At 38.8% G+C, this 21655-nt stretch carries 24 protein-coding genes; 5 read left to right on the top strand and 19 right to left on the bottom strand.

The genetic code is table 11. From position 1 onward, the window contains the following. A partial coding sequence (locus A3I7_RS0107690) for an IS30 family transposase (RefSeq protein WP_018375495.1) occupies nt 1-232 on the top strand: 232 nt, incomplete at its 5' end. A 328-nt stretch (nt 233-560) separates the two neighbouring features. On the opposite strand, the gene ptsP is transcribed toward A3I7_RS0107690, so the two are convergent. From ptsP to acnA, 6 genes are all read right to left on the bottom strand, one after another. After that, complete coding sequence (gene ptsP / locus A3I7_RS0107695; protein ID WP_018376209.1) at nt 561-2294, bottom strand: phosphoenolpyruvate--protein phosphotransferase; 1734 nt, start codon at nt 2292-2294, stop codon at nt 561-563. 2 nt (nt 2295-2296) lie between these two features. After that, nucleotides 2297-2560, bottom strand: coding sequence for a phosphocarrier protein HPr (locus A3I7_RS0107700; RefSeq protein WP_003064009.1), 264 nt, complete (start codon nt 2558-2560; stop codon nt 2297-2299). Between the two features lie 150 nt (nt 2561-2710). Then, a complete protein-coding gene (locus A3I7_RS0107705; RefSeq protein ID WP_026217182.1) occupies nt 2711-3508 on the bottom strand; it encodes a putative ABC transporter permease in 798 nt (265 codons plus the stop codon). 89 nt (nt 3509-3597) lie between these two features. Then, entirely contained in the window at nt 3598-4773 is a 1176-nt protein-coding gene (gene icd / locus A3I7_RS0107710) for an NADP-dependent isocitrate dehydrogenase (protein ID WP_018376211.1), read from the bottom strand. 10 nt (nt 4774-4783) lie between these two features. Next, nucleotides 4784-5902, bottom strand: coding sequence for a citrate synthase (locus tag A3I7_RS0107715; RefSeq protein ID WP_018376212.1), 1119 nt, complete (start codon nt 5900-5902; stop codon nt 4784-4786). A gap of 2 nt (nt 5903-5904) precedes the next feature. Then, on the bottom strand, nt 5905-8568 hold the full coding sequence (gene acnA, locus A3I7_RS0107720; protein ID WP_018376213.1) for an aconitate hydratase AcnA: 2664 nt from the start codon (nt 8566-8568) through the stop codon (nt 5905-5907). Between the two features lie 266 nt (nt 8569-8834). Here acnA and nrdH point away from each other — a divergent pair, with 266 nt between their 5' ends. The 3 genes from nrdH to nrdF all read left to right on the top strand — a co-directional run bounded on the left by nrdH (nt 8835) and on the right by nrdF (nt 12378). Further along, a complete protein-coding gene (gene nrdH, locus A3I7_RS0107725) occupies nt 8835-9059 on the top strand; it encodes a glutaredoxin-like protein NrdH (RefSeq protein ID WP_018376214.1) in 225 nt (74 codons plus the stop codon). A 20-nt stretch (nt 9060-9079) separates the two neighbouring features. Further along, a complete protein-coding gene (gene nrdE / locus A3I7_RS12675; RefSeq protein ID WP_018376215.1) occupies nt 9080-11239 on the top strand; it encodes a class 1b ribonucleoside-diphosphate reductase subunit alpha in 2160 nt (719 codons plus the stop codon). 179 nt (nt 11240-11418) lie between these two features. Continuing rightward, a complete protein-coding gene (nrdF, locus tag A3I7_RS0107740; RefSeq protein ID WP_018376216.1) occupies nt 11419-12378 on the top strand; it encodes a class 1b ribonucleoside-diphosphate reductase subunit beta in 960 nt (319 codons plus the stop codon). A gap of 44 nt (nt 12379-12422) precedes the next feature. On the opposite strand, the gene A3I7_RS0107745 is transcribed toward nrdF, so the two are convergent. From A3I7_RS0107745 to pyrF, 13 genes are all read right to left on the bottom strand, one after another. Next, nucleotides 12423-13553, bottom strand: coding sequence for an acetylornithine transaminase (locus A3I7_RS0107745; protein ID WP_018376217.1), 1131 nt, complete (start codon nt 13551-13553; stop codon nt 12423-12425). Further along, the gene (gene argB, locus A3I7_RS0107750) at nt 13550-14293 is read right to left on the bottom strand and encodes an acetylglutamate kinase (RefSeq protein ID WP_018376218.1); all 744 of its coding nucleotides are present in this window, start codon (nt 14291-14293) and stop codon (nt 13550-13552) included. The genes A3I7_RS0107745 and argB overlap by 4 nt, the downstream gene beginning before the upstream one ends. A gap of 30 nt (nt 14294-14323) precedes the next feature. Then, nucleotides 14324-15517 carry a bifunctional ornithine acetyltransferase/N-acetylglutamate synthase gene (gene argJ / locus A3I7_RS0107755; protein ID WP_018376219.1) on the bottom strand — a complete coding sequence of 398 codons (1194 nt, stop codon included), beginning with the start codon at nt 15515-15517 and terminating at the stop codon, nt 14324-14326. A gap of 23 nt (nt 15518-15540) precedes the next feature. Beyond that, nucleotides 15541-16563 carry an N-acetyl-gamma-glutamyl-phosphate reductase gene (argC, locus tag A3I7_RS0107760; protein ID WP_018376220.1) on the bottom strand — a complete coding sequence of 341 codons (1023 nt, stop codon included), beginning with the start codon at nt 16561-16563 and terminating at the stop codon, nt 15541-15543. Between the two features lie 117 nt (nt 16564-16680). After that, nucleotides 16681-17367: a CPBP family intramembrane glutamic endopeptidase gene (locus A3I7_RS0107765; protein ID WP_018376221.1), complete on the bottom strand. Its 687-nt coding sequence runs from the start codon at nt 17365-17367 to the stop codon at nt 16681-16683. Nucleotides 17368-17383: 16 nt separating this feature from the next. Then, nucleotides 17384-17644: a DUF3169 family protein gene (locus tag A3I7_RS14955; protein ID WP_483854952.1), complete on the bottom strand. Its 261-nt coding sequence runs from the start codon at nt 17642-17644 to the stop codon at nt 17384-17386. Between the two features lie 19 nt (nt 17645-17663). Continuing rightward, nucleotides 17664-18149 carry a DUF3169 family protein gene (locus A3I7_RS14960; protein WP_245538849.1) on the bottom strand — a complete coding sequence of 162 codons (486 nt, stop codon included), beginning with the start codon at nt 18147-18149 and terminating at the stop codon, nt 17664-17666. After that, a complete protein-coding gene (locus tag A3I7_RS0107775) occupies nt 18146-18358 on the bottom strand; it encodes a helix-turn-helix transcriptional regulator (protein ID WP_018376222.1) in 213 nt (70 codons plus the stop codon). Before A3I7_RS0107775 ends, A3I7_RS14960 begins: the two co-directional genes overlap by 4 nt. Before the next feature lies 1 nt (nt 18359). After that, nucleotides 18360-18566 (bottom strand): aspartyl-tRNA synthetase, encoded by a 207-nt coding sequence (locus A3I7_RS14565; protein ID WP_245538850.1) that lies wholly within the window; start codon nt 18564-18566, stop codon nt 18360-18362. Nucleotides 18567-19066: 500 nt separating this feature from the next. Continuing rightward, nucleotides 19067-19261 (bottom strand): hypothetical protein, encoded by a 195-nt coding sequence (locus tag A3I7_RS0107795; RefSeq protein WP_156812758.1) that lies wholly within the window; start codon nt 19259-19261, stop codon nt 19067-19069. Nucleotides 19262-19414: 153 nt separating this feature from the next. Continuing rightward, complete coding sequence (gene pyrE, locus A3I7_RS0107800) at nt 19415-20044, bottom strand: orotate phosphoribosyltransferase (RefSeq protein WP_018376227.1); 630 nt, start codon at nt 20042-20044, stop codon at nt 19415-19417. Next, nucleotides 20041-20376, bottom strand: coding sequence for an inorganic diphosphatase (locus A3I7_RS0107805; RefSeq protein WP_018376228.1), 336 nt, complete (start codon nt 20374-20376; stop codon nt 20041-20043). Before A3I7_RS0107805 ends, pyrE begins: the two co-directional genes overlap by 4 nt. Beyond that, on the bottom strand, nt 20363-21061 hold the full coding sequence (pyrF, locus tag A3I7_RS0107810) for an orotidine-5'-phosphate decarboxylase (RefSeq protein WP_018376229.1): 699 nt from the start codon (nt 21059-21061) through the stop codon (nt 20363-20365). The genes A3I7_RS0107805 and pyrF overlap by 14 nt, the downstream gene beginning before the upstream one ends. A gap of 415 nt (nt 21062-21476) precedes the next feature. Here pyrF and A3I7_RS13685 point away from each other — a divergent pair. Beyond that, nucleotides 21477-21655: helix-turn-helix domain-containing protein (locus A3I7_RS13685; protein WP_018376230.1), on the top strand; the 179-nt coding region annotated here is incomplete at its 3' end.

Raw genomic sequence — 21655 nt, forward strand, 5'->3', positions numbered from 1 at the left:
AGACTTAAAAGGTGTGGAAGTCTATTTTGCCCATCCTTATGCTTCTCATGAAAGAGGAACAAATGAAAATTTCAATGGTCTCTTGAGAGAGTTTCTCCCAAAAGGTGTCTCTCTTAACTCACTAACGACAGAAGAACTCAATCACTACGTCTCTGCTATCAATGACAGACCTAGACGACTTCACAAGTATAAAACCGCAAATATTTTGTTTGGGCTAGCCCAAACAGCTTAACCTCTGGAACTCTAGTTATCAATGAACTTGTTGCACTTGACTTGACAAGTGGGGAAATAGTATATTTTGAGTATCCAACAAGGTTAGTATTTATTTATAGCTAAGACCTTTAGTCCTAAACAGGACAAGTTGAAATCGTCTAAAAATGGATAGAAGTTTTAATCGTTCAAATTTCACCCATTAATTAATTTACGAGCTTTTCTAAGTCACTCAAAAAAGCACTATCTACCTATGTCATCGAAAGACAAGGAGTAGACAGTGCCTTTTTTTGTATATAGTTACTTATCACTTATGAAAATGAAACTAAGTTCCATGAGAACTGGAGACACTAGTCAACGTTAACGTATTCTTTGGCCAATTCAAGAACTTCTTCTGCTGTACCGCATTCTGTAATCGCACGGTTAGCGTATTCTTCCATTTTCTTAGTATCAAGTTTCTTCATCAAGCTACGTGTACGAAGAACTGATGTTGCTGACATTGAGAATTCATCCAAGCCAAGACCCATAAGAAGTGGAACAGCTTGTTGATCACCAGCCATTTCACCACACATACCAGCCCATTTGCCTTCTGCATGTGCAGCTTTGATAACATTAGCAATCAAACGAAGGATTGATGGGTTATATGGTTGGTAGAGGTATGAAACTTGTTCGTTCATACGATCTGCAGCCATTGTGTATTGGATAAGGTCATTTGTACCAATTGAGAAGAAATCAACTTCTTTAGCAAATTGGTCAGCAAGCATTGCCGCCGCTGGAATTTCGATCATGATACCAACTTGAATGTCATCAGCTACTGCTACACCTTCAGCAAGCAAGTTAGCTTTTTCTTCATCAAATACTTTCTTAGCTGCACGGAATTCTTTAAGAAGGGCAACCATTGGGAACATGATACGCAATTGACCATAAACTGATGCACGAAGAAGAGCACGGATCTGTGTGCGGAACATCGCATCCCCAGTCTCAGAGATAGAAATACGCAAAGCGCGGAATCCCAAGAACGGGTTCATTTCTTTCGGAAGATCAAAGTAAGGAAGTTCCTTATCTCCACCGATATCCATAGTACGAACCACAACTGGTTTGCCATTCATGCCTTCAAGTACTGCTTTATATGCTTCGTATTGTTCATCTTCAGTTGGGAAGTCTTGAGAATCCATGTAAAGGAACTCAGTACGGTAAAGACCAACTGCTTCTGCACCATTGTCATTAACACCTTCAACGTCTTTAGGTGTCCCAATGTTTGCAGCCAGTTCGAAATGTTTTCCATCAGCTGTAACTGTTTTAGCATCTTTAAGAAGAGCCCATTCAGCTTTTTGCTTCGCATAAGCTTCACCAGCTGCTTTGAATTCAGCAATTTGTTCATCCGTTGGGTTGATGATAACATCACCTGTGATACCGTTAACAGCGACAACATCACCGTCTTTAACACGGCTAGTGATATCATTTGTACCCAATACCGCAGCTATCTCGAGTGTACGAGCCATGATAGCTGAGTGACTTGTACGACCACCGATATTAGTAACAAAAGCTTTAACAAATTGTTTGTTCAACTGAGCAGTATCAGATGGAGTTAGGTCATGTGCAATAACAATTGATTCTTCATCAATAGTCGCAGGATTTGGGAGTTTAACACCAAGTAAGTGAGCCAGAACACGTTTTGCCACATCGCGAATATCTGCAGCGCGTTCTTGCATATACGGATTATCTTCCATTCCCTCAAAGATAGTAATGAACATATCAGTTACTTCTTTAAGTCCTGTTTCTGCGTTTGTCTGCTTAGCACGGATAGTTTCTTTAATTTGACTAATCATTTCTGGATCAGAAAGAACCATCAGGTGAGCATCAAACACAGCAGCTGCTTCTTCGCCAAGCGTTTCCACTGCTTTCGACCGAATAACAGAAAGCTCGTCTTGCGATGCTTGTAATGCGACATCAAGGCGAGCTTCTTCTGCATTTGTATCTTCAACTGTAGTAGTTTCAAAAGACAAATCCGGTTGAACGAGTAGATATGCTTTAGCAACAGCAACGCCATCAGAGGCGGCGATTCCTTTAAGCATTTCTGTCATAATTAAGCCAATCCTTCTTTAGTCATTGTTTCTTCGATAGCAGCAAGTGCATCGTCGGCATCTGCACCTTCAGCTGAGATAGTAACATCTGCACCTTGGCCAACACCAAGACTCATAACACCCATAATTGATTTAAGGTTAACTGCTTTACCTTTATAGTCCAAAGTGATGTCTGATGCAAATTTGCTAGCCGTTTGAACAAGCAAAGTAGCTGGACGTGCGTGAATACCTGTTTCTGCAACAATGTGGAAATCTTTAGAAGCCATAATGGATTCTCCTTTTATTGTGTTATTTTTGAATTATCCTATGATAACCCTTACAATTAAAGATTATAGCACAATGAATTTTGATTTTCAATCTTTAGAACGTTTTTTCTGAAAATAATTCATGAAAAAGGGTTTACATAACAATCAAGACTAATCTTTTTTTGTAATCTTTCCTTTAATTAAAGCAATTTGTTTGTGCATTCCTGTCACTAATGGAGCATCCGCAGCCCTGAATTTACTGTAATTTTTCAACAAGCGGCGCTGATTAAATTTAAAGGGTTTAATTTTTCTTTCCTTAACAAAATCTAATAAGTTATCTTTTAATTCTTCAAAATGTTGATTTAAAAGTTCTGCTTGCTGGTTCAAATCATCAAATTGTTGATGAAGTGATGCTTGAAATTTTTCCTGCTCACGATGAATCTGCTTTTCAAAGGCAAGAGCTGCTTGATGGAACTTCGCTGTATCTGTTACTGTCCAGACACAATCTGCTCCCATGACAAGCACTACCAAGAGAGACCATTTTTCATCAATTCTTAATAGCAAATCCATGACATGGGGGTGGATAAAATTAACCAAAATCAAAATACCGAATCCCCAAAAAAGCGAAATCTTCGGGGCAATCCTACCTTTGATATTTCCGAACTCATGGCTGTAGTCCCAAAGTTTCATATGGAAAAATGTTTCTAAAAACCAGCCAGCTAGATACTCGAAGGCTGTCGCAATCAACATACCACTTAAAAACAGCATTAACCAACTCCTTTGAAAGGGAGTTGTACAAAGTAAAACGGTCGTCACTGCAAAACCATAAACGGGACAATACGGTCCAACCAGAAAACCTCGGTAGGTAAAGCGCTTATCCAAAATGGAACAGTAAATTGTTTCCCATAGCCACCCAACAAAAGAATAGAAGAGAAAAAGATAAATTATTTCTGATATTGAATAAATCATAGTTTCCAACCTTTCTCGTCCTTGATTATATCCTTTTTAATTAAATATTGCAAAACACCTCCCAGAACTCATTCAGGAGGTGTTTTACATTAGAGATTTTCAATGACTTTTTGTGCAAATTCACTAGTACTGTATGAAGCTTTGCCATTTGCAAGATCAGCTGTGAAATATCCTTTGGCAAAGGCTGTTTCAATAGCCTTACTTATCTTTTCTGACACTTCTGTCCACCCAAGGTAGTCAAAAAGCATACAACCAGATAAAAGGACAGAACATGGGTTGGCCAAATCTTGACCTGCAATATCAGGTGCAGTGCCGTGAGTTGCTTCAAAAATAGCATGTCCCGTCAGGTAGTTAATATTTGCACCTGGTGAAATGCCTATGCCACCAACCTGAGCAGCCAAAGCATCGCTAGCATAGTCACCGTTAAGGTTTGTCAGGGCAACAACATCAAAGCGCTCTGGTCTGAGCAAAATTTGTTGAAGAAAATTATCCGCAATGATGTCATCAACAACTAATTTACCACTTTCGAGTTCTTTGGCATATTCACGTTTGGCTAATTCATAACCCCATTTACGAAATCCACCTTCGGTGAATTTTTGGATATTCCCCTTATGTACTAAGGTAACCTTAGTCAGCTGATTGGTCAAGGCGTATTCGATAGCAGAGCGGATAAGACGCTCACTTCCTTCTATTGAAATAGGTTTGATGCCAATGCTGGACGTTTGTGGGAAACGTATTTTACTAACTTTCATTTCATTTTGCAAGAAATCGATAACCTTAGTAACTTCTGCCGTTCCAGCTTCCCATTCGATACCTGCATAAATATCTTCCGTATTTTCTCTGAAAATAGTAATGTTAGTTTTTTCAGGATTTTTTAACGGACTTTCAATTCCTTTAAAGTAACGAACAGGTCGAACACAAGCGAAGAGGTCTAACTCTTGACGAAGGGCAACATTAAGTGAGCGGATACCTCCTCCTACAGGTGTTTCCAGAGGACCTTTTATAGCAACTAAGTGCTCCTTGATTGTAGATAAAGTTTGTTCAGGTAACCAACTACCTGTTTCATCAAAAGATTTTTTCCCCGCCAAGACTTCTAACCAAGTAACTTTTCTTTGGCTATCGTAGGCTTTCTCAACAGCTGCATCAAAGACAGCACGAGCATTTTTCCAAATATCTCGTCCAACACCATCACCTTCAATAAAAGGAATAACTGGGTTGTCAGAAACATTTAGTTGACCATTTTCAAAACAAATTTTGTTTGCCATAAATCCCCCCTTAGCGCTTACCAATTGGTATGTATTCTAAATTCAATTGACCGATGTAATGTGAGCGTGGTCGAATGAGCTTGTTATTTTTTTGTTGCTCTTGAATGTGAGCAATCCAGCCAGAAACACGGCTCATAGCGAAAATCAGCGTAAAAATACTACTGTCAATTCCCAAAACATGATAAACCGTAGCTGAATAAAAATCAACATTTGGAATCAACCCTTTAGTATTCTTCATATAGGCTTCAATTTCACATGATAGATTGAACCACACTTCATCTTCTGTTCCTTGTGTCAATTGCTGCGCCATTTCACGAAGGTATTTTTCACGAGGATCTTGCGTTTTATAGACACGATGCCCAAATCCCATGATTTTTTCTTGTGAATCCAACTTTTCTTTCAAATAAACCTCGGTATTTCCATGTTCGCGGATTTCTCTGAGCATATCAAATACTTTTTCGTTTGCACCGCCATGAAGGGGACCCTTGAGTGTTCCAATAGCAGTGGTTACGCAAGAGTAGATATCTGTCAACGTTGATGCTGTCACACGCGCCGCAAATGTAGAGGCATTCAATTCATGATCAGCGTGAAGGACGAGAGCTTTATTCAGCGCAGTAACTTGAAGAGGTGTAGGCTCCTCACCGTTTAACATATAAAGAAAATTTGCTGCAAAACCTAAATCCTCCCTAGGTTCTACGGGTGTTAAACCCATCCTTAATCGTGCAAAAGTAGCTATTATAGTTGGCATTTTAGCCATTAACTGAATAGATTGCTCATAGGTTGCTTCAACAGAATTGTCCTCGGCATTGATATTATAAACCCCCAGAAGACTGACTGTAGAACGCAAGACACTCATAGGGTGCAAATGACGGCGAGATTGAATTAAAATACATTGTTCAACTGCATCAGAGATAGCATAATTTGCACGTAATTCATCGACAAAATGCTTCAATTCAATCTGCGTTGGTAAATGTAAGTTCCAAAGAAGATAAATGACTTCTTCAAAACTCGCATTGTTGTCCATCAATTCAGAAATATTATAACCTGCATAAGACAAATCGTCATCAATAATGGCACTAATTCGCGTGTTGCAGGCAATCTGATCTTTAAGCCCGTTTTCTTCTCCCATTCTTACGCTCCTTCTAATTTTTTTCTAACAACCATAGGCAAAATACCACCATTTTTATAGTAACGAATATCGGCATCAGCATCAAAACGAACCAAGACTTTAAAAGTCTTCTCTCCGTTTTCATCACGAGCAATGACATCAACAATATCCTGAATGCCTGGATTTTCTGAAAGTTTGATATCATATGTTTCGTAACCAGTTAGCCCAAGACTTTCTGCAGTATCACCATCAAGGAATTGCAAAGGAAGAACTCCCATCATAACAAGATTTGATCGGTGAATACGTTCAAAAGATTCAGCTAAGACTGCCTTAACCCCCAACAAGTTTGATCCTTTGGCAGCCCAGTCACGACTTGAGCCCATACCATAATCTTTTCCTGCAATGACTAAGGTATCAATTTGGTCAGCCTTATAGTTCATGGCAGCATCATAAATTGGCATGACTTCTCCACGATATTTGGTATAACCGCCGATTTTTCCATCCGCTAATTCATTTTTTATTCGAATATTGGCAAAAGTTCCGCGCATCATCACTTCATGATTACCACGACGACTACCATAAGAATTAAAGTCTGCGTAGGCTACACCATGCTCATCTAAATAGCGGGCTGCTGGACTATTTTTAGCAATATTACCTGCAGGTGAAATATGGTCGGTTGTAACCGTGTCACCAAATTTTGCCAATACTTGGAGATTATTTAGAGGTTTGATACACAAATCTTCTCCCAGGTGATCAAAGTAAGGTGGATTTTGAATATAGGTAGATTCTTTGTTCCAACTATAACTTTTACTTTCTTCAGTTGGAATTTGATTCCATTTGTCGCTGTCTGAGAAAACATGTTCATATTCTTTCTCAAATAGTTCGCGCGTTACATACTCGTCAACAAATGCTGATACTTCGTCGCTACTTGGCATAATATCTGTCAGATAAACAGCTTTGCCATTATCATCAAAACCAAGCGGCTCAGTTGTCAAATCGATATTTGTTGTACCAGCTAACGCATAGGCAACCACAAGTGGTGGGCTAGCAAGGAAGTTTGCTTTGACAAGTGGATTGACACGCCCTTCAAAATTTCGATTTCCAGATAAAACTGCAGATACTAGTAAATCTGAATTAACAACTGCTTCTGCAACTTCTGGACGAAGATTTCCTGAATTTCCAATACATGTGGTACAACCATATCCAACAAGATTGAAACCAAGCTTGTCAAGATAAGACTGAAGACCAGAATTTTTAAGATAACCTGTAACAACTTTAGAACCAGGTGCCAATGAGGTTTTGACCGTTGGAGAGACTTTCAGACCTTTATTAACAGCGTTTCGTGCCAAAAGTCCTGCCGACATGAGCACATAAGGATTAGAAGTATTTGTACATGATGTGATGGCTGCAATAGCAACATGACCTGTCTTTATTTCTTCATCATGGTCGTTAAAATGAACCGTTGCGGTTTTATTGATTTCTTCATTTCCCAAACCAAATCCTTGGACACCTGCCTCTCGGATTAAGCTCTCTTGGAAAGTTTGTTTAGCCTCAGTAAGATCAATCAAATCTTGTGGACGTTTTGGACCAGAGATAGATGGGGAAATGGTTGACAAATCAATCTCAACAACTTTAGTGTATTCTGCTTGAATATTTGGATTATAGAACAAATGATTTGCTTTTGCATAAGCTTCTGTCAAAGCAACGTGATTGTCATCACGATTGGTCAAACGCATATAATTAAGTGTCTCATCATCAATTGGAAAATAACCACAAGTTGCTCCGTACTCAGGCGCCATATTAGCAACTGTCGCACGGTCGGCAAGACTAAGATGTGATAAGCCATCACCAAAGTACTCGACAAATTTTCCAACAACTTTTTCTTGACGCAACACCTGAGTAACTTTAAGAGCTAAATCAGTTGCAGTTGCAATTTTAGGTAATTTGCCAACTAGACGAACACCTATGACTTCTGGAACTGGAAAATATGATGCTTCTCCGAGCATAGCCGCCTCAGCTTCAATACCACCGACACCCCAACCAAGAACACCAATACCGTTAATCATAGTCGTATGGCTATCTGTCCCAAACATAGAGTCTGGGTAAAGGAGACTGTCTTTTTCGATGACAACATCGCTTAAAAATTCGATGTTAACTTGGTGGATAATCCCCGTTGCAGGTGGAACGGCACGATAATTTTCAAAAGACTTTTCAGCCCATTTTAGGAACTCATAGCGCTCATTATTACGTTTAAACTCTAAATCAATATTATCCTCTAGGGCTGTATCACATCCGTAAAAGTCAACCTGAACAGAGTGATCAATTACCAAATCAACTGGGATTTCAGGATTAATCAAATCGGGATTACCACCATTTTGAACAATAGCATCACGCATAGAAGCTAAATCAACAACCACGGGAACACCTGTGAAATCTTGCAAAATGACACGACTTGGCTTGAAGGGTAATTCTCCTTGCGGAGATTCTGGAGTGTAATTCACTAAATTCTTAATGTGATTTTTTGTCACATCTACTCCGTCTTCTTTTCTTAATAAACTTTCAAGTAAAATTCGAATAGTGTAGGGAAGCTTTTCTAAATTCCCACCGTTCTCTGCCACAGCTTTTCTAATATCAAAAAAAGAGTAATCATGATTGTTAAAAGAAAGTGACGAGCGATAATCTGTCATATCAAACCCCCAAAAAATGTAAATAGATAGTTGGATAAATTATACTACTTTCTGAATATTTAGTCAATATTTTTTCTTTGCAATGTTATATTATATCACATCTTCTGTTAAAAAACTTTATACCACAATATTTCGTGCTTTCATGTTCTTCTAATACTAGATATTGTGTTTTTCAAGATAAATCGCTTGCTTTTTCCGTTCATTTTGTATATCCTAGTTACATCACTATTTCCCAAAAAGGGATTACTTTTATAAAGGAGTACAAGATGGCTACGATCACTATCTTTTCAAAAAACAACTGCATGCAATGCAAAATGACAAAAAAATTTTTAGAAAAAGAAGGTGCTGATTTTGTTGAAATCAACATTGATGAACACCCAGAAAAAATCGACTACGTGAAAAGTCTCGGTTTCACTTCTGCGCCTGTTATTGAAGCAGGTGATATTGTCTTTTCAGGCTTTCAACCAAACAAATTAAAAGAAATCATCTAACATAAAGGAATTTTTACACCATGACTCTTAAAAATCTCGGCGATGTTTCCTACTTCCGCCTGAACAATGAAATTAACCGTCCAGTTGATGGTAAAATCCCTCTCCACAAAGACAGAGAAGCCCTACGTGCCTTTTTTCTTGAAAATGTCAAACCAAACACCAAGGTATTTGATAGCATTACTGATAAAATCAACTATCTGATTGAAGAGGACTATATTGAGCGTGAGTTTATCAGCAAATACTCACCTGACTTCATCGAAAAACTGGCAGCGCTCCTGCAATCGCAAAAGTTTCGCTTCAAATCTTTCATGGCTGCTTACAAATTTTACCAACAATATGCCTTGAAAACCAATGATGGTGATTATTACCTTGAAAGTATCGAAGATCGCGTCCTTTTCAATGCCCTCTATTTTGCTGATGGTATTGAGCAGCTTGCAGAAGATTTGGCTATGGAGATGATCCATCAACGCTACCAACCTGCGACACCTTCCTTCCTCAACGCTGGACGAAGCCGCCGCGGTGAATTGGTCTCTTGTTTCCTCATTCAAGTCACAGACGACATGAACGCAATCGGTCGTGCAATTAATTCGGCTTTACAATTGTCTCGTATCGGAGGAGGTGTTGGGATTAGCCTCAGCAATTTACGTGAGGCTGGTGCTCCTATTAAAGGCTATGCTGGCGCAGCTTCTGGTGTTGTTCCTGTCATGAAACTTTTCGAAGATAGTTTCTCTTACTCAAATCAACTTGGTCAACGTCAAGGAGCTGGTGTTGTTTACCTCAGCGTCTTCCACCCAGACATCATTGCTTTTTTATCAACCAAGAAAGAAAACGCCGATGAAAAAGTACGTGTCAAAACCCTCTCACTTGGTCTGACTGTTCCAGATAAATTTTACGAGCTAGCACGTAACAATGAAGACATGTACCTTTTTAGTCCGTACACTGTCGAAAAGGAATATGGTGTTCCTTTCAATTACATTGATATTACTGAAAAGTACGATGAACTTGTAGCTAATCCAAGAATCACCAAAACTAAAATTAAAGCACGTGATTTAGAAACTGAGATTTCAAAACTTCAACAAGAATCAGGATATCCTTATATCGTTAACATCGACACTGCCAATCGCCACAATCCTATTGATGGCAAAATTATCATGTCAAATCTTTGTTCTGAAATCCTTCAAGTGCAAACACCAAGCCAACTTAATGATGCACAAGAATTTGTGAAGATGGGAACTGATATTTCTTGCAACCTTGGTTCGACAAACATTGTTAACATGATGACCTCGCCAGATTTTGGACGTTCCATCAAGGCAATGACGCGTGCACTGACTTTCGTCACAGACTCATCAAGTATTGACGCTGTCCCAACTGTTAAATATGGCAATAGTCAGGCGCATACCTTTGGACTTGGTGCTATGGGACTGCACAGTTACCTAGCACAACATCACATTGAATATGGTAGCCCTGAGTCTATCGAGTTCACTGATATTTACTTCATGCTTATGAACTACTGGACTTTGGTAGAATCCAATAACATTGCTCGCGAACGTCAAACGACATTTGCAGGCTTTGAAAAATCCCAATACGCAGATGGCACTTACTTTGATAAATACGTGACAGGTCAATTTGTACCGAAAACTGATCGAGTGAAAGAACTTTTTGAAGGACACTTCATTCCTCAGGCAAAGGACTGGGAAGCTCTACGTCAGGCTGTTATGAAAGATGGACTCTATCACCAAAATCGCCTAGCAGTTGCACCAAATGGTTCTATCTCATATATCAATGACTGCTCTGCTTCTATTCACCCAATCACGCAACGTATCGAAGAACGTCAAGAAAAGAAAATCGGTAAAATTTACTACCCTGCTAATGGCCTGTCAACTGACACAATTCCTTACTACACATCAGCCTACGACATGGATATGCGCAAAATGATTGATGTCTATGCTGCTGCAACTGAGCACGTGGATCAGGGTCTGTCAATGACACTCTTCCTTCGCAGCGAGCTCCCAAAAGAACTCTACGAATGGAAAACTGAAAGCAAACAAACAACCCGTGACCTTTCAATTCTTCGTAATTATGCCTACAACAAAGGCATCAAATCAATCTACTACGTCCGAACCTTTACCGATGATGGTGAAGAAGTCGGATCAAACCAATGTGAAAGCTGTGTGATTTAACGTAGCAAGAACTACTGGCGAATTAGCTAACTACCTTACTAACTGCATAAAAGTCACATTATGGGGACTTTTATTCCGTGTCGTAACTTTTTAGAAACTTGGAGATAAATCTCTTATGTTTGACACGCTAACCAATAAGGATGAGCTAGCACCCATTCTCACTCAACTAGGAGATAAACATGACAACTTACTATCAAGCGATAAACTGGAATGAAATTGAAGATGTGATTGATAAGTCAACCTGGGAAAAATTGACAGAACAATTTTGGTTAGATACGCGTATTCCGCTATCAAACGATTTGGATGACTGGCGTAAATTATCTGTCCAAGAAAAAGATCTTGTGGGCAAAGTCTTTGGCGGATTGACCCTACTTGATACCATGCAGTCTCAATCTGGTGTGGAAGCTATTCGTGCGGATGTACGCACTCCTCACGAAGAAGCAGTCCTTAACAACATCCAATTCATGGAATCCGTTCATGCCAAATCTTATTCTTCAATCTTTTCAACCCTTAATACCAAGAAAGAGATCGAAGACATTTTCGAATGGACAAATAACAACGAATACCTTCAGAAGAAGGCTAAAATCATTAACGATATTTATGAAAATGGCACAGCTTTACAAAAAAAGGTAGCGTCAACTTATCTTGAAACCTTCCTCTTCTATTCTGGTTTCTTCACACCGCTCTACTATCTTGGAAATAACAAACTTGCCAACGTTGCTGAAATTATCAAGCTGATTATCCGTGATGAATCTGTCCATGGAACCTATATCGGCTACAAATTCCAGCTCGGTTTTAATGAATTGCCAGAAGAAGAACAAGACGAATTCCGCGACTGGATGTACGACCTACTCTACCAACTCTACGAAAACGAGGAACTCTACACCAAGACCCTCTACGACGGAGTGGGCTGGACCGAGGAAGTCATGACTTTCCTTCGCTATAATGCCAACAAGGCTCTCATGAACCTTGGACAAGATCCCCTTTTTCCTGATACCGCTAACGATGTCAACCCAATCGTCATGAACGGGATTTCAACAGGAACATCTAACCACGACTTCTTCAGCCAAGTCGGAAATGGTTATTTGCTCGGAACTGTTGAAGCCATGCAAGATGATGATTACAATTTTGGATTATAAATTTTGAGAAATCCCGTCTCCTAAAGATGGGATTTTTTCTAAACCTAAAAAAATACACTTGCAAGAATCGAGACTCCCTTTTCCATCTCTTCTTTACTCAAGGTTAAAGGAGGTAACAAACGAATTACATTAGTTCCAGCAGTTAGAACAATCAATCCCTTCTCTCGCATAGCTTTTACCAAATCTGTCAAGCACGCTGTTGTCTCAATACCAATCATACTCCCCAATCCTCGGACTTGTGTCACACTGACTTTATCCGCGAGTGCATGTCTGAGTTGCTCTTGAAGATAGATACCTTTTTCCATACTTTCTTTCAAAAATTCTGGTGTTTTTAGAACATCAAGTGTAGCAGAAGCTGCTGCCATGGCCAATTTGTTCCCACCAAAAGTCGAACCATGGCTGCCGTACGAAAAAGCAGACCCTAAGCTTGATTTTGCAAGCATGGCACCAACAGGTACACCATTGGCAAGACCTTTAGCTAACGTAAAGATATCTGGCTCAATATCATAATGTTCAAAGGAAAAAAGTTTTCCTGTTCTTCCCATCCCCGTCTGGACCTCATCAACGATGAGGTAAATTCCTTGAGATTGACAAAATTCTGACAAATTTTTAACAAAGTCTTTTCGAGCTGGCTGCACCCCAGATTCTCCTTGAACCAACTCAAGCATCACTGCAGCCGTGTCATCTGTAACTAGAGAAATAACACTAGCCAAATCATTGTACTTAGCATAAGAAAAGTGAGGAACGCCATCTCCAAAGCCTTCCTTGATTTTATCTTGTCCTGTAGCCGACATTGAACCAAAGGTTCTGCCATGAAAAGAATTTTGGAAGCTAATGATTTTCTGTTTGCCACTAGCTTTGCGAGCAATTTTAATAGCTGCTTCATTAGCTTCAGCTCCACTATTGCAGAAAAATGCCAGATAATCTTTGTCGCCAATCAATTTTTGTGCAACTTCTTCTTGCAAACTGTTCTGGTAAAGATTAGGCTGATGCCAAATCAAATCCACCTGTTTTTGCAAGGCTGACTTTACCTGTGGATGACATCCTAAGTTGGTGACACCGATTCCTGAAGAAAAGTCTAGATATCTTTTTCCTTGAGCGTCCAACAAATAATTACCTTCTGTTTTAATAAATTCAATGTCTGCCCGTTTATAATTTTGAAATAGTTTACTCATTTTGCCTCCTTGCAGATAACCGTTCCTGTTTCAAGGTTATCACCAATCCTAACCTGACCAACTCCTGCTAAAACTGTGTTTGCTGCGCTTTCGATTTTGGGAATCATGCCACCCGTGATGACTCCTTGATCAATCTTATCCTGTACAGCTTGCACGCTTAAGCTGTCTATCACGGCTCCATTTTCCAAGACTCCCTTGACATCTGTCATTAGAATAAGCTGATTGGCAGATAAAGCTATAGCAACAGCAGTCGCCAAATAATCGGCATTGATATTAAGCATTTGACCGTCCGTGGTGTAGCCCAGAGATGCTAGGACAGGAACCATGTCATCTGCCAACATTTGTCTAAGATGCTTGATATGAATCTGGCTAACCTGTCCAACAAAGCTATAGGTAGCCTGATCTAAAAACTTTGCTTCTACAACTTTTTCTAAATCTGCACGGAGCTGAACACTATCTACTCCGGATTGATTCAGCTTTTTGGTCAGGTCGTGACCAACGATATCTAACAGAGCTTGACTAACTAACTGCATGTCCTTGAGACTAGTCACTCGAAGTCCCTTGATTTTTGTCACTGGAACATGACGTTCCTTCATAAGCTTATTAATAGCAAAGCCTCCACCGTGGACGATAAGCAGCTGTTTCCCTTCTTGCTTCCATGTTTTCACTTGGTTTAAAAACGCGGCATCCAGTCGTTGGCTGGCTACTCCTCCGATTTTGATGACAATGATTTCTTTCATAAGTTTTCCCTTTTAAGCCTAGTAGATTGTTTAAGTCCGATAGAGGGCGTTGATTTTAACATAATCATAGGACAAATCACAGCCCCAAGCCATACCACTTGCATCTCCAGCGTGCAGATCCACCGTAATTTTAATCTCATCTGCATGCATAACGTCTTGCATTTCTTCATCATCAAAATGCACCGGGCTTGACTGAAGCATTACAGGAATTGCGCCCAAGTAAATATCAATATTATCAACGGGGATATCTATTCCCGCATAACCAATAGCTGCTAAAATCCTTCCCCAATTAGGATCTTCACCAAATATAGCAGTTTTCACCAAACTTGAACCAACAACTGATTTCGCCATCATACGAGCATCTAAAGTATCTGGAGCATTAATCACTTCTACTTCAATCAGTTTGGTTGCACCTTCACCATCCTTAGCAATTTTCTTTGCCAAACTTTGCATAACAAAATAAAGCATGGCTGAGAATTTTTCAAATTCTGGTGTATCTGGTAAGATTTCTGGGTTCAAGGTGCAACCATTCGACATTACCAAAACCATATCATTGGTAGAGGTATCACCATCTACAGTGATTTGATTGAAAGTTGTCTCAACTATTTTACTGAGCGCTAGTTGCAATGTATCACTGGAAATATTAGCATCACAGGTAATGAAAGCTAACATCGTTGCCATATTGGGATGAATCATTCCAGACCCCTTAGCAGTACCAGCCATGGTGACTTCATCACGTCCAAACATTTCTGTAATAGCAATTGTTTTAACACAGGTATCAGTCGTCAAAATAGCTTTCGAAAAATCATCCGAGTTACCATTTACCACTAATTTCGATAATCCAGTTTTAAGGATTTCCATCGGCAACAATTCCCCAATAACACCAGTAGAGGCAATTCCTACCCAATCAGGATCCACACCTAATTTATCGGCTGTCCACTTTTGCATGATATAGGCATCATCCATGCCTTGAATGCCGGTGCAAGAATTAGCAACCCCAGAGTTCACTACTACAGCTTTCATTTTTTTAGACTTAGTGACAGAATTTTTGGTAACAATAAGCGGGGCTGCGATAACTTTGTTAGTGGTATAGACTCCAGCTACACTGGCTGGCACCTCTGAGACAATCCAACCAAAATCAAGTTTTTTCTTTTTGAAACCAGCGTGTAAACCATCAGCTGAAAAACCAAGCGGGCTGGCAATATTTCCGTTAATTACTTTCATGTGTTAGTTCCTCCTTATCTGACTTATAGGTAACTTGGGGTCATGGGAAATCCTTCTGTCTCTTCCCACCCCATCATAAGGTTAAGATTTTGTACAGCTTGGCCAGCAGCTCCTTTGACCAGATTGTCGATAACTGCAATAACTGTTAGAACATTAGTTGTATCATTGTATGCAAAGCCAATATCCGTAAAATTAGAACCAATGACGTTATGCAATTCTGGTAGACTATCTTGAATGCGGACAAAAGGTTTGTCAGCATAACAGTTTTCAAAAATCTCAGCAATATCACACTCAGTTAAAGTCTGATTGAGCTTAACATAGCAGGTCGCCATAATTCCTCTATTAACTGGCAAAAGTGAGGTTGAGAATTGGATGTGTTCTAAATTCTCATCAAAACGTTTTAATTCTTGTACAATTTCAGGAATATGCTGGTGTTTGTTGAGTTTGTAGGTCACATAATTATCGTGAACATTAACAAAGTGACTAGATTCTGACAAAGCCTTACCAGCACCTGTTAATCCAGATTTGGCATCAACAATAATACTATCTAGGTCAATAACATTGGCTTGAATCAAGGGTATCAAAGCCAGTTCTGTTGCTGTAGCATAGCAGCCAGGATTAGCAATAAATTTCTTACCTTTGATTTCTGTAAATTCTGCCAAAGAATATGTAAATTTATTCAGAGTTTGAGGAGTTGACGCTGTTTTTTTATACCATTTTTCATAAACTGCTGCAGGCAGGCGATGATCCCCTGAGATATCTAATACAGGAAAATCATGTGCCACAAAACTATCAACTAACTGGTTCGCAACACCTGAAGGTGTTGCGAAAACAACTAAGTCCGCCTTCTCCATAATTGCTTTGGCATCAAAAGCTTCAATTTCAAGGTCACAAACTCCCAGCAAATAAGGATAAAGTTCTGACAATCGTCGGCCAATTTCTTTGGTAGCATGAATCGAAACAACCTCCACATACTTATGATTATTCAAAATTTTGACCAATTCTAAACCACTATAGCCAGTTATACCAACGATTGACACTTTCATTTCATTCCCTCCTTTGAATAATTATGTTGATTAGTTTAATGTATTTTTATTCATTTGTCAAGAGAAAATGAAAAAATACTCAAATTTCTTTGAGCATCTTCTATAGAGTTTATTATTTTACAGAGAGATAAAGAGGAAGTAAATAGCGCTAGGGAGATTGTTAAGAACATGTACCATCATAGAATCTTTGATATTCCCGCGACGTGCATAAGCTAGATACAAAATAGCACCAATTGCAGCATAAAGGATAAATTCAGGAATTGTTGTGGCGTGAGGAAAAGCAAAAATTGCTGTTGTTACAACTCCTGCTGCAATTTTATGACTGTGTTTAAACAAGAGATGATCTGGGAAGGCACGGTAGACCAATTCTTCAATGATTGGACCGACAATCCCAACTAAGAGAACATACAGTATCGTGTAAAGGAAGAAGCCATTTTTGAAGAAAGCCGTCAGACCTTGCAAAGCAGCGTCATTGGCCGTGGTTTGCTGCCCCGATAATGCTTGATTGATTAAAGTTCCGACTATCGCAACCACCCTAGCGGCTAGGAAAAATAGCAGAGCGATACCAAAATCTTTAGCTGTCATTTTTTGACTAGCTACCTCTACTGGTTCATATTTCTTGTGAGCTTTCCACAAAAAATATATGACAAGAACAACAAAAACAATGTAAGCCAAACCCGTGCCCCATTTGGCAGCCAATGAAAGCTTATTTTGATTCTGTAAAAGGATCATAGGGATGACATTACAGATTAACGACAATACAATTAAACAAAATACTTTTAAAAAGTTTAAAACTAGTTTCATAATATTTTCTCCAGAATTATTTGTAGTATTCTTTAGTCATTTTGAAGCTTTTAACCATAATATAAAGATGAATCACTGCCGCAACCAAGATTCCTGTGACTTCAACTTTTTGAGTAATGAAGGACCAGAAAAAGAGAATAAGGTATATAGCAGGTAAAATAGCACCGCTTAGATTCATAACAATATCAAAAGCCATCTTATAGTTTACTTCTAATTCTGCTTCATCCATCTGCATAATATTCTGTTTTAATTCCTTCAAAGTTGGGACAAGTGGCATTTTAATGTCGCGAATACGATTATACACTTTGAGAAGATAAGACTGAAAAAATACCCGCAACCATGACAAAGACAAAGTCAAAAATGGGGAAAGATAGTTCAGCCCCGCCTATCCCAAAAGTGAATTGAAAAGATAGTAAGAAACTAACTGTAGCAAGAACTGTTGTCACACCATTAAATACTACTGCATAAGAATGCTTACGATTTATGCTACGGTAAAGTTCTTCTGAATCTTCATCAGGTAACGTTTGGTAACGTTTATAATCTTTTACCACTTGATAAATGTAAAATACAGATAAGAGCAGACTAACCACATATACAATCCGTAAAGTAGAGGTTAAAATAGTGATGACTGATTCCTGTGAAAAAGGCAAACCATTTTTATCAAGTTCAAAATAACCAGAACCAAAACCAATAAGTCCACCAGCAACAGCACCAATTAAACCTCCAATAAACAGCTGTTTCAAGAACCTCATTACAGCTCCACTTTGTTTTTTCGTTTTCATTTCTCTTCCTCCATTAGACTAAAAACATTTTCGACAGGTTCTCCAAAGATTTTTGCAATCTTGAAAGCGATAACAATCGACGGTGTGTATTCATTACGCTCAATCAGACTGACGGTCTGTCTAGAAATACCAGCCAACTTCGCCAACTGAGTCTGATTGATACCGTCTCTGGCTCGTAGTTCCTTGAGACGATTTTTTAGTTCAATCATATTACTTCCCCTCGTTCGCCAAAGTTAAACGTTCAATAGAGTAAATAGCATCAATCGGAATATATTTTTCTGTTCGATTTCCTTTTTTATCTGTTCGCTCAAGATATACCCAATCGCCGTCAACATCTAAAATTTCCCATTCTAATCTTCCATCCTCCATGACGATGTTAACTTTCTGACCAATTAAATTTGTAATAAGTCGTGACATACTCCTATCTCCTTTTTGTTGACGTTTTATTTTCTTCAGTTGTTTTTCCAATTTTTGGCATTTATCATAAGCTATAATAGTTAGGATAAATACGAAACCAAGTATAGGAAAACTCACTATTCTAAATATTTCCATAGTTCCCTCACTAACTTGTCTTAAATAGTTCTCGCAAAATCAGATAAGCTAATCCAATAAAAATCAACAGTACTAGTAGGCTTAAAAGAGATTTTAAAATAACAAAAATAAGAATTCCTAAGACAATGGCAACAATAAGATCTCTTAATGATTTCATGCTATTTCCTCTTCTTTTTATCTGAGTGTTCATTAGCTTCCAAGCTACCAAGTGCACAAACCAAACAAAGCAGGTAAGTCATGTCCAAAGCTTTAATCTTTAACATATCTAGCAATAGTATGGTAAGCAGAAAAATCGCAAGTATCCATTCAACAACTTTTATCAATGATATTTTATTGTTACTATTTCTCATGTTCATAATAAGCACCTAATTCTCCTTTTTAAAAATGGATAATAGCAGGGCTACTCCACCTATTATTGGTAGATAGGTTGTGATAGCTATGTCCTCACCAGCCAGACAAGTTCCGATAAAATACCCCGAACCATAGCAAAGAACTCCTATTATAACAGCCCTTGCAACCATGCTATCTGTTATGATTATTTTCTTATTATCGTTTTTCATTTCTCCTTTATGTAAACCTTTTCTTTTTATGATCATATTGTAACATATGATTTCCTTTTTGACAATGATATTAGTCAAAAATATAATAATTATTGTCAAAAAATTTATGAAGTTAGTCAAAATTAAAAAAGCAGGATAATTCCTGCTCTCAACTTAATCTTGCCAAGTTTCTTGGTTTTCTTTGAATTTCTTCAACAACTGCAAGCCGTCTGCATTGATATAACCTTGCACTTTTGCAACTTTAATAAGTTCAGTGTAGTTAGATAAAGTCACCAATTTCACGCCAGCTTTTTCAAAATTCTCAGTTGCTTTGGGTAATTCATAAGTGAAAATCGCCACCACACCAAGCACATCTGCTCCTTCACGTTTCGCCGCTGCAACAGCATCAAGCACAGAACCACCAGTTGAAATCAAGTCTTCAATGATGACCATTTTTTCACCCTTAGCGACACGACCTTCAATCTGGTTACCAGCTCCGTGATCTTTTGGTTTTGATCGGATATAAGCAAAAGGGAGGTTCATCTTATCAGCGATAATCGCCCCGTGAGGAATCCCAGCGGTTGCCGTACCAGCAATCACCTCAACTTCTGGAAATTCTTCCATTATTTTTGAGACAAAGCCATTTTCAATCAAAGTTCTAGTTTCTGGATAAGACAACGTAATACGATTATCAGTATAGATTGGAGATTTAATGCCAGATGCCCATGTGAAAGGGTCCTCAGGTTTCAAATAAACCGCCTTAATATCCAATAAATCTGATGCAATTTGTGTAGCTAATGTCATAGTTCTTCTCCTTCTAAAAGTTCAATAGTTGATGTAAAATACTGTTCTAAAAACTGTGTCTTTTCTCTTATAATTTCAAGACTGATCTGCTCATTTGGCGAGGTCAAAACCCACTTGTCCTCCACATCGTCTGTCCGATGAATGATGGCTACCAACTTACCTTCAAAAGCCTTCAAAGGCTGATTGACTTTCTCAGAGATGATATAAACATCTTGTTCCTCATCATCTCCTGCCAATAATTCTGGAATGTAGCCATAATTAATAGGATAGACATTCCCAAACTTATCCCGATAGCCAATTGGTCTATCTATTATTGCTTTAACAAGTACCATTCCACTCATCCTTGATGACACGATAAGCCGCTACTGGATCCTCTGCTCGCGTGATTGGCCGACCTACGACAATGTAGTCTGATCCAATCGCACGCGCAGCTGCTGGTGTCATGACGCGTTTTTGATCACCAAGCGCAGAACCTGCTGGACGAATACCTGGTGTCAAGCACACAAAGTCATTGGAAGTCGCAGCTTTGATAAGGGCAACCTCATGGGCGGAGCAAACCACACCATCCAAACCAGCTTGAGCAGTTTTTCTAGCATAATGAACAACAGATTCAGATAAACTAGTTTGAATGTTTTGAAAGTCTTGCATTTGTTCTTCTGAAGTTGAGGTTAGTTGAGTGACTGCGATAAGCTTTGGACCATCTCCTAAGCCTTCACGTGCAGCTGCCATCATTTCAACACCACCTGCTGCATGTACATTAGTCATATCAACACCAAGATTTGCCAGAATAGCCATTGCTGACTTAACGGTATTGGGAATATCGTGTAATTTCAAATCAAGGAAAACAGAATGACCTAATGATTTAGCGTAACGAACAACCTCAGGTCCGGCCGCATAATAAAGTTCCATACCAATTTTAACGTAAAGTTTCTCCTCGGTTGGAAACAAAGCTAAGAAAGACTTGACCTCTTCAAGGGAGGGAAAATCAAGAGCAACAATAGGACGACTTTCGCGCATAATAATGAATAGTTTAGGCCTACTCTTTGAAATTAAGCGTCATTATAATTATATTGTAAAACTTTTATGACGCTCTAAGTTCACTGGAGGTTTGACCTGAGTTCAAACGAACTCTCTCCTTTCTATAACAAAGAAAACCTTGCCAAAGGGCAAGGTTACACGAAAAATCTGGGCACTCTGCACCCTCATCTACTTGTAAACCTTTCTTGCCTCTCTGGACTCGATTAAAGGTTATTTGATTTTAAACATTATACCGCTTTTTACTAGCAAAGTCAAAGGTTGGTATTCTTTATTTGAAAATAGTAGAACTTACCTAAATTCTCAAAGTAAATTCTAGTCTAACACCAAAACTGGAAATTAGACTGAGACAAAAAAATAAGGTAGAACTTACTATGGGACAAGTTGGTAACTGACAATGAAAAACAAACATCTTACACTTTCTAATCGCAATGATATTCAAATAGGAATTGAACAACTTAAGCCCTTCTCAGCTATAGCAGCTAAGTTAGGAAAAGACCCGTCCACAATTTCAAAAGAAGTTCGCAGAAATCGACTGGTTAAAGAAAATTCTGTGACATCTAATTGCGAGGCCTG

Source organism: Streptococcus orisratti DSM 15617 (assembly GCF_000380105.1).
In the GTDB taxonomy this organism is placed as follows: domain Bacteria; phylum Bacillota; class Bacilli; order Lactobacillales; family Streptococcaceae; genus Streptococcus; species Streptococcus orisratti.

What these genes read in the sequence shown, in the direction of transcription:
- A3I7_RS0107715 (WP_018376212.1), bottom strand. Translation starts at nt 5,902, where the DNA reads ATGGGAGAAGAAAACGGGCTTAAAGATCAGATTGCCTGCAACACGCGA.
- A3I7_RS14565 (WP_245538850.1), bottom strand. Translation starts at nt 18,566, where the DNA reads ATGTCACGACTTATTACAAATTTAATTGGTCAGAAAGTTAACATCGTC.
- nrdF (WP_018376216.1), top strand. Translation starts at nt 11,419, where the DNA reads ATGACAACTTACTATCAAGCGATAAACTGGAATGAAATTGAAGATGTG.
- A3I7_RS14960 (WP_245538849.1), bottom strand. Translation starts at nt 18,149, where the DNA reads ATGAAAACGAAAAAACAAAGTGGAGCTGTAATGAGGTTCTTGAAACAG.
- pyrE (WP_018376227.1), bottom strand. Translation starts at nt 20,044, where the DNA reads ATGACATTAGCTACACAAATTGCATCAGATTTATTGGATATTAAGGCG.
- pyrF (WP_018376229.1), bottom strand. Translation starts at nt 21,061, where the DNA reads ATGCGCGAAAGTCGTCCTATTGTTGCTCTTGATTTTCCCTCCCTTGAA.
- A3I7_RS0107795 (WP_156812758.1), bottom strand. Translation starts at nt 19,261, where the DNA reads ATGAAAAACGATAATAAGAAAATAATCATAACAGATAGCATGGTTGCA.
- ptsP (WP_018376209.1), bottom strand. Translation starts at nt 2,294, where the DNA reads ATGACAGAAATGCTTAAAGGAATCGCCGCCTCTGATGGCGTTGCTGTT.
- argB (WP_018376218.1), bottom strand. Translation starts at nt 14,293, where the DNA reads ATGAAAGAAATCATTGTCATCAAAATCGGAGGAGTAGCCAGCCAACGA.
- A3I7_RS0107775 (WP_018376222.1), bottom strand. Translation starts at nt 18,358, where the DNA reads ATGATTGAACTAAAAAATCGTCTCAAGGAACTACGAGCCAGAGACGGT.
- A3I7_RS0107805 (WP_018376228.1), bottom strand. Translation starts at nt 20,376, where the DNA reads ATGGTACTTGTTAAAGCAATAATAGATAGACCAATTGGCTATCGGGAT.
- nrdE (WP_018376215.1), top strand. Translation starts at nt 9,080, where the DNA reads ATGACTCTTAAAAATCTCGGCGATGTTTCCTACTTCCGCCTGAACAAT.
- A3I7_RS14955 (WP_483854952.1), bottom strand. Translation starts at nt 17,644, where the DNA reads ATGCCACTTGTCCCAACTTTGAAGGAATTAAAACAGAATATTATGCAG.
- argC (WP_018376220.1), bottom strand. Translation starts at nt 16,563, where the DNA reads ATGAAAGTGTCAATCGTTGGTATAACTGGCTATAGTGGTTTAGAATTG.
- A3I7_RS0107765 (WP_018376221.1), bottom strand. Translation starts at nt 17,367, where the DNA reads ATGAAACTAGTTTTAAACTTTTTAAAAGTATTTTGTTTAATTGTATTG.
- nrdH (WP_018376214.1), top strand. Translation starts at nt 8,835, where the DNA reads ATGGCTACGATCACTATCTTTTCAAAAAACAACTGCATGCAATGCAAA.
- icd (WP_018376211.1), bottom strand. Translation starts at nt 4,773, where the DNA reads ATGGCAAACAAAATTTGTTTTGAAAATGGTCAACTAAATGTTTCTGAC.
- A3I7_RS0107745 (WP_018376217.1), bottom strand. Translation starts at nt 13,553, where the DNA reads ATGAGTAAACTATTTCAAAATTATAAACGGGCAGACATTGAATTTATT.
- A3I7_RS0107705 (WP_026217182.1), bottom strand. Translation starts at nt 3,508, where the DNA reads ATGATTTATTCAATATCAGAAATAATTTATCTTTTTCTCTTCTATTCT.
- A3I7_RS0107700 (WP_003064009.1), bottom strand. Translation starts at nt 2,560, where the DNA reads ATGGCTTCTAAAGATTTCCACATTGTTGCAGAAACAGGTATTCACGCA.
- acnA (WP_018376213.1), bottom strand. Translation starts at nt 8,568, where the DNA reads ATGACAGATTATCGCTCGTCACTTTCTTTTAACAATCATGATTACTCT.
- argJ (WP_018376219.1), bottom strand. Translation starts at nt 15,517, where the DNA reads ATGAAAGTAATTAACGGAAATATTGCCAGCCCGCTTGGTTTTTCAGCT.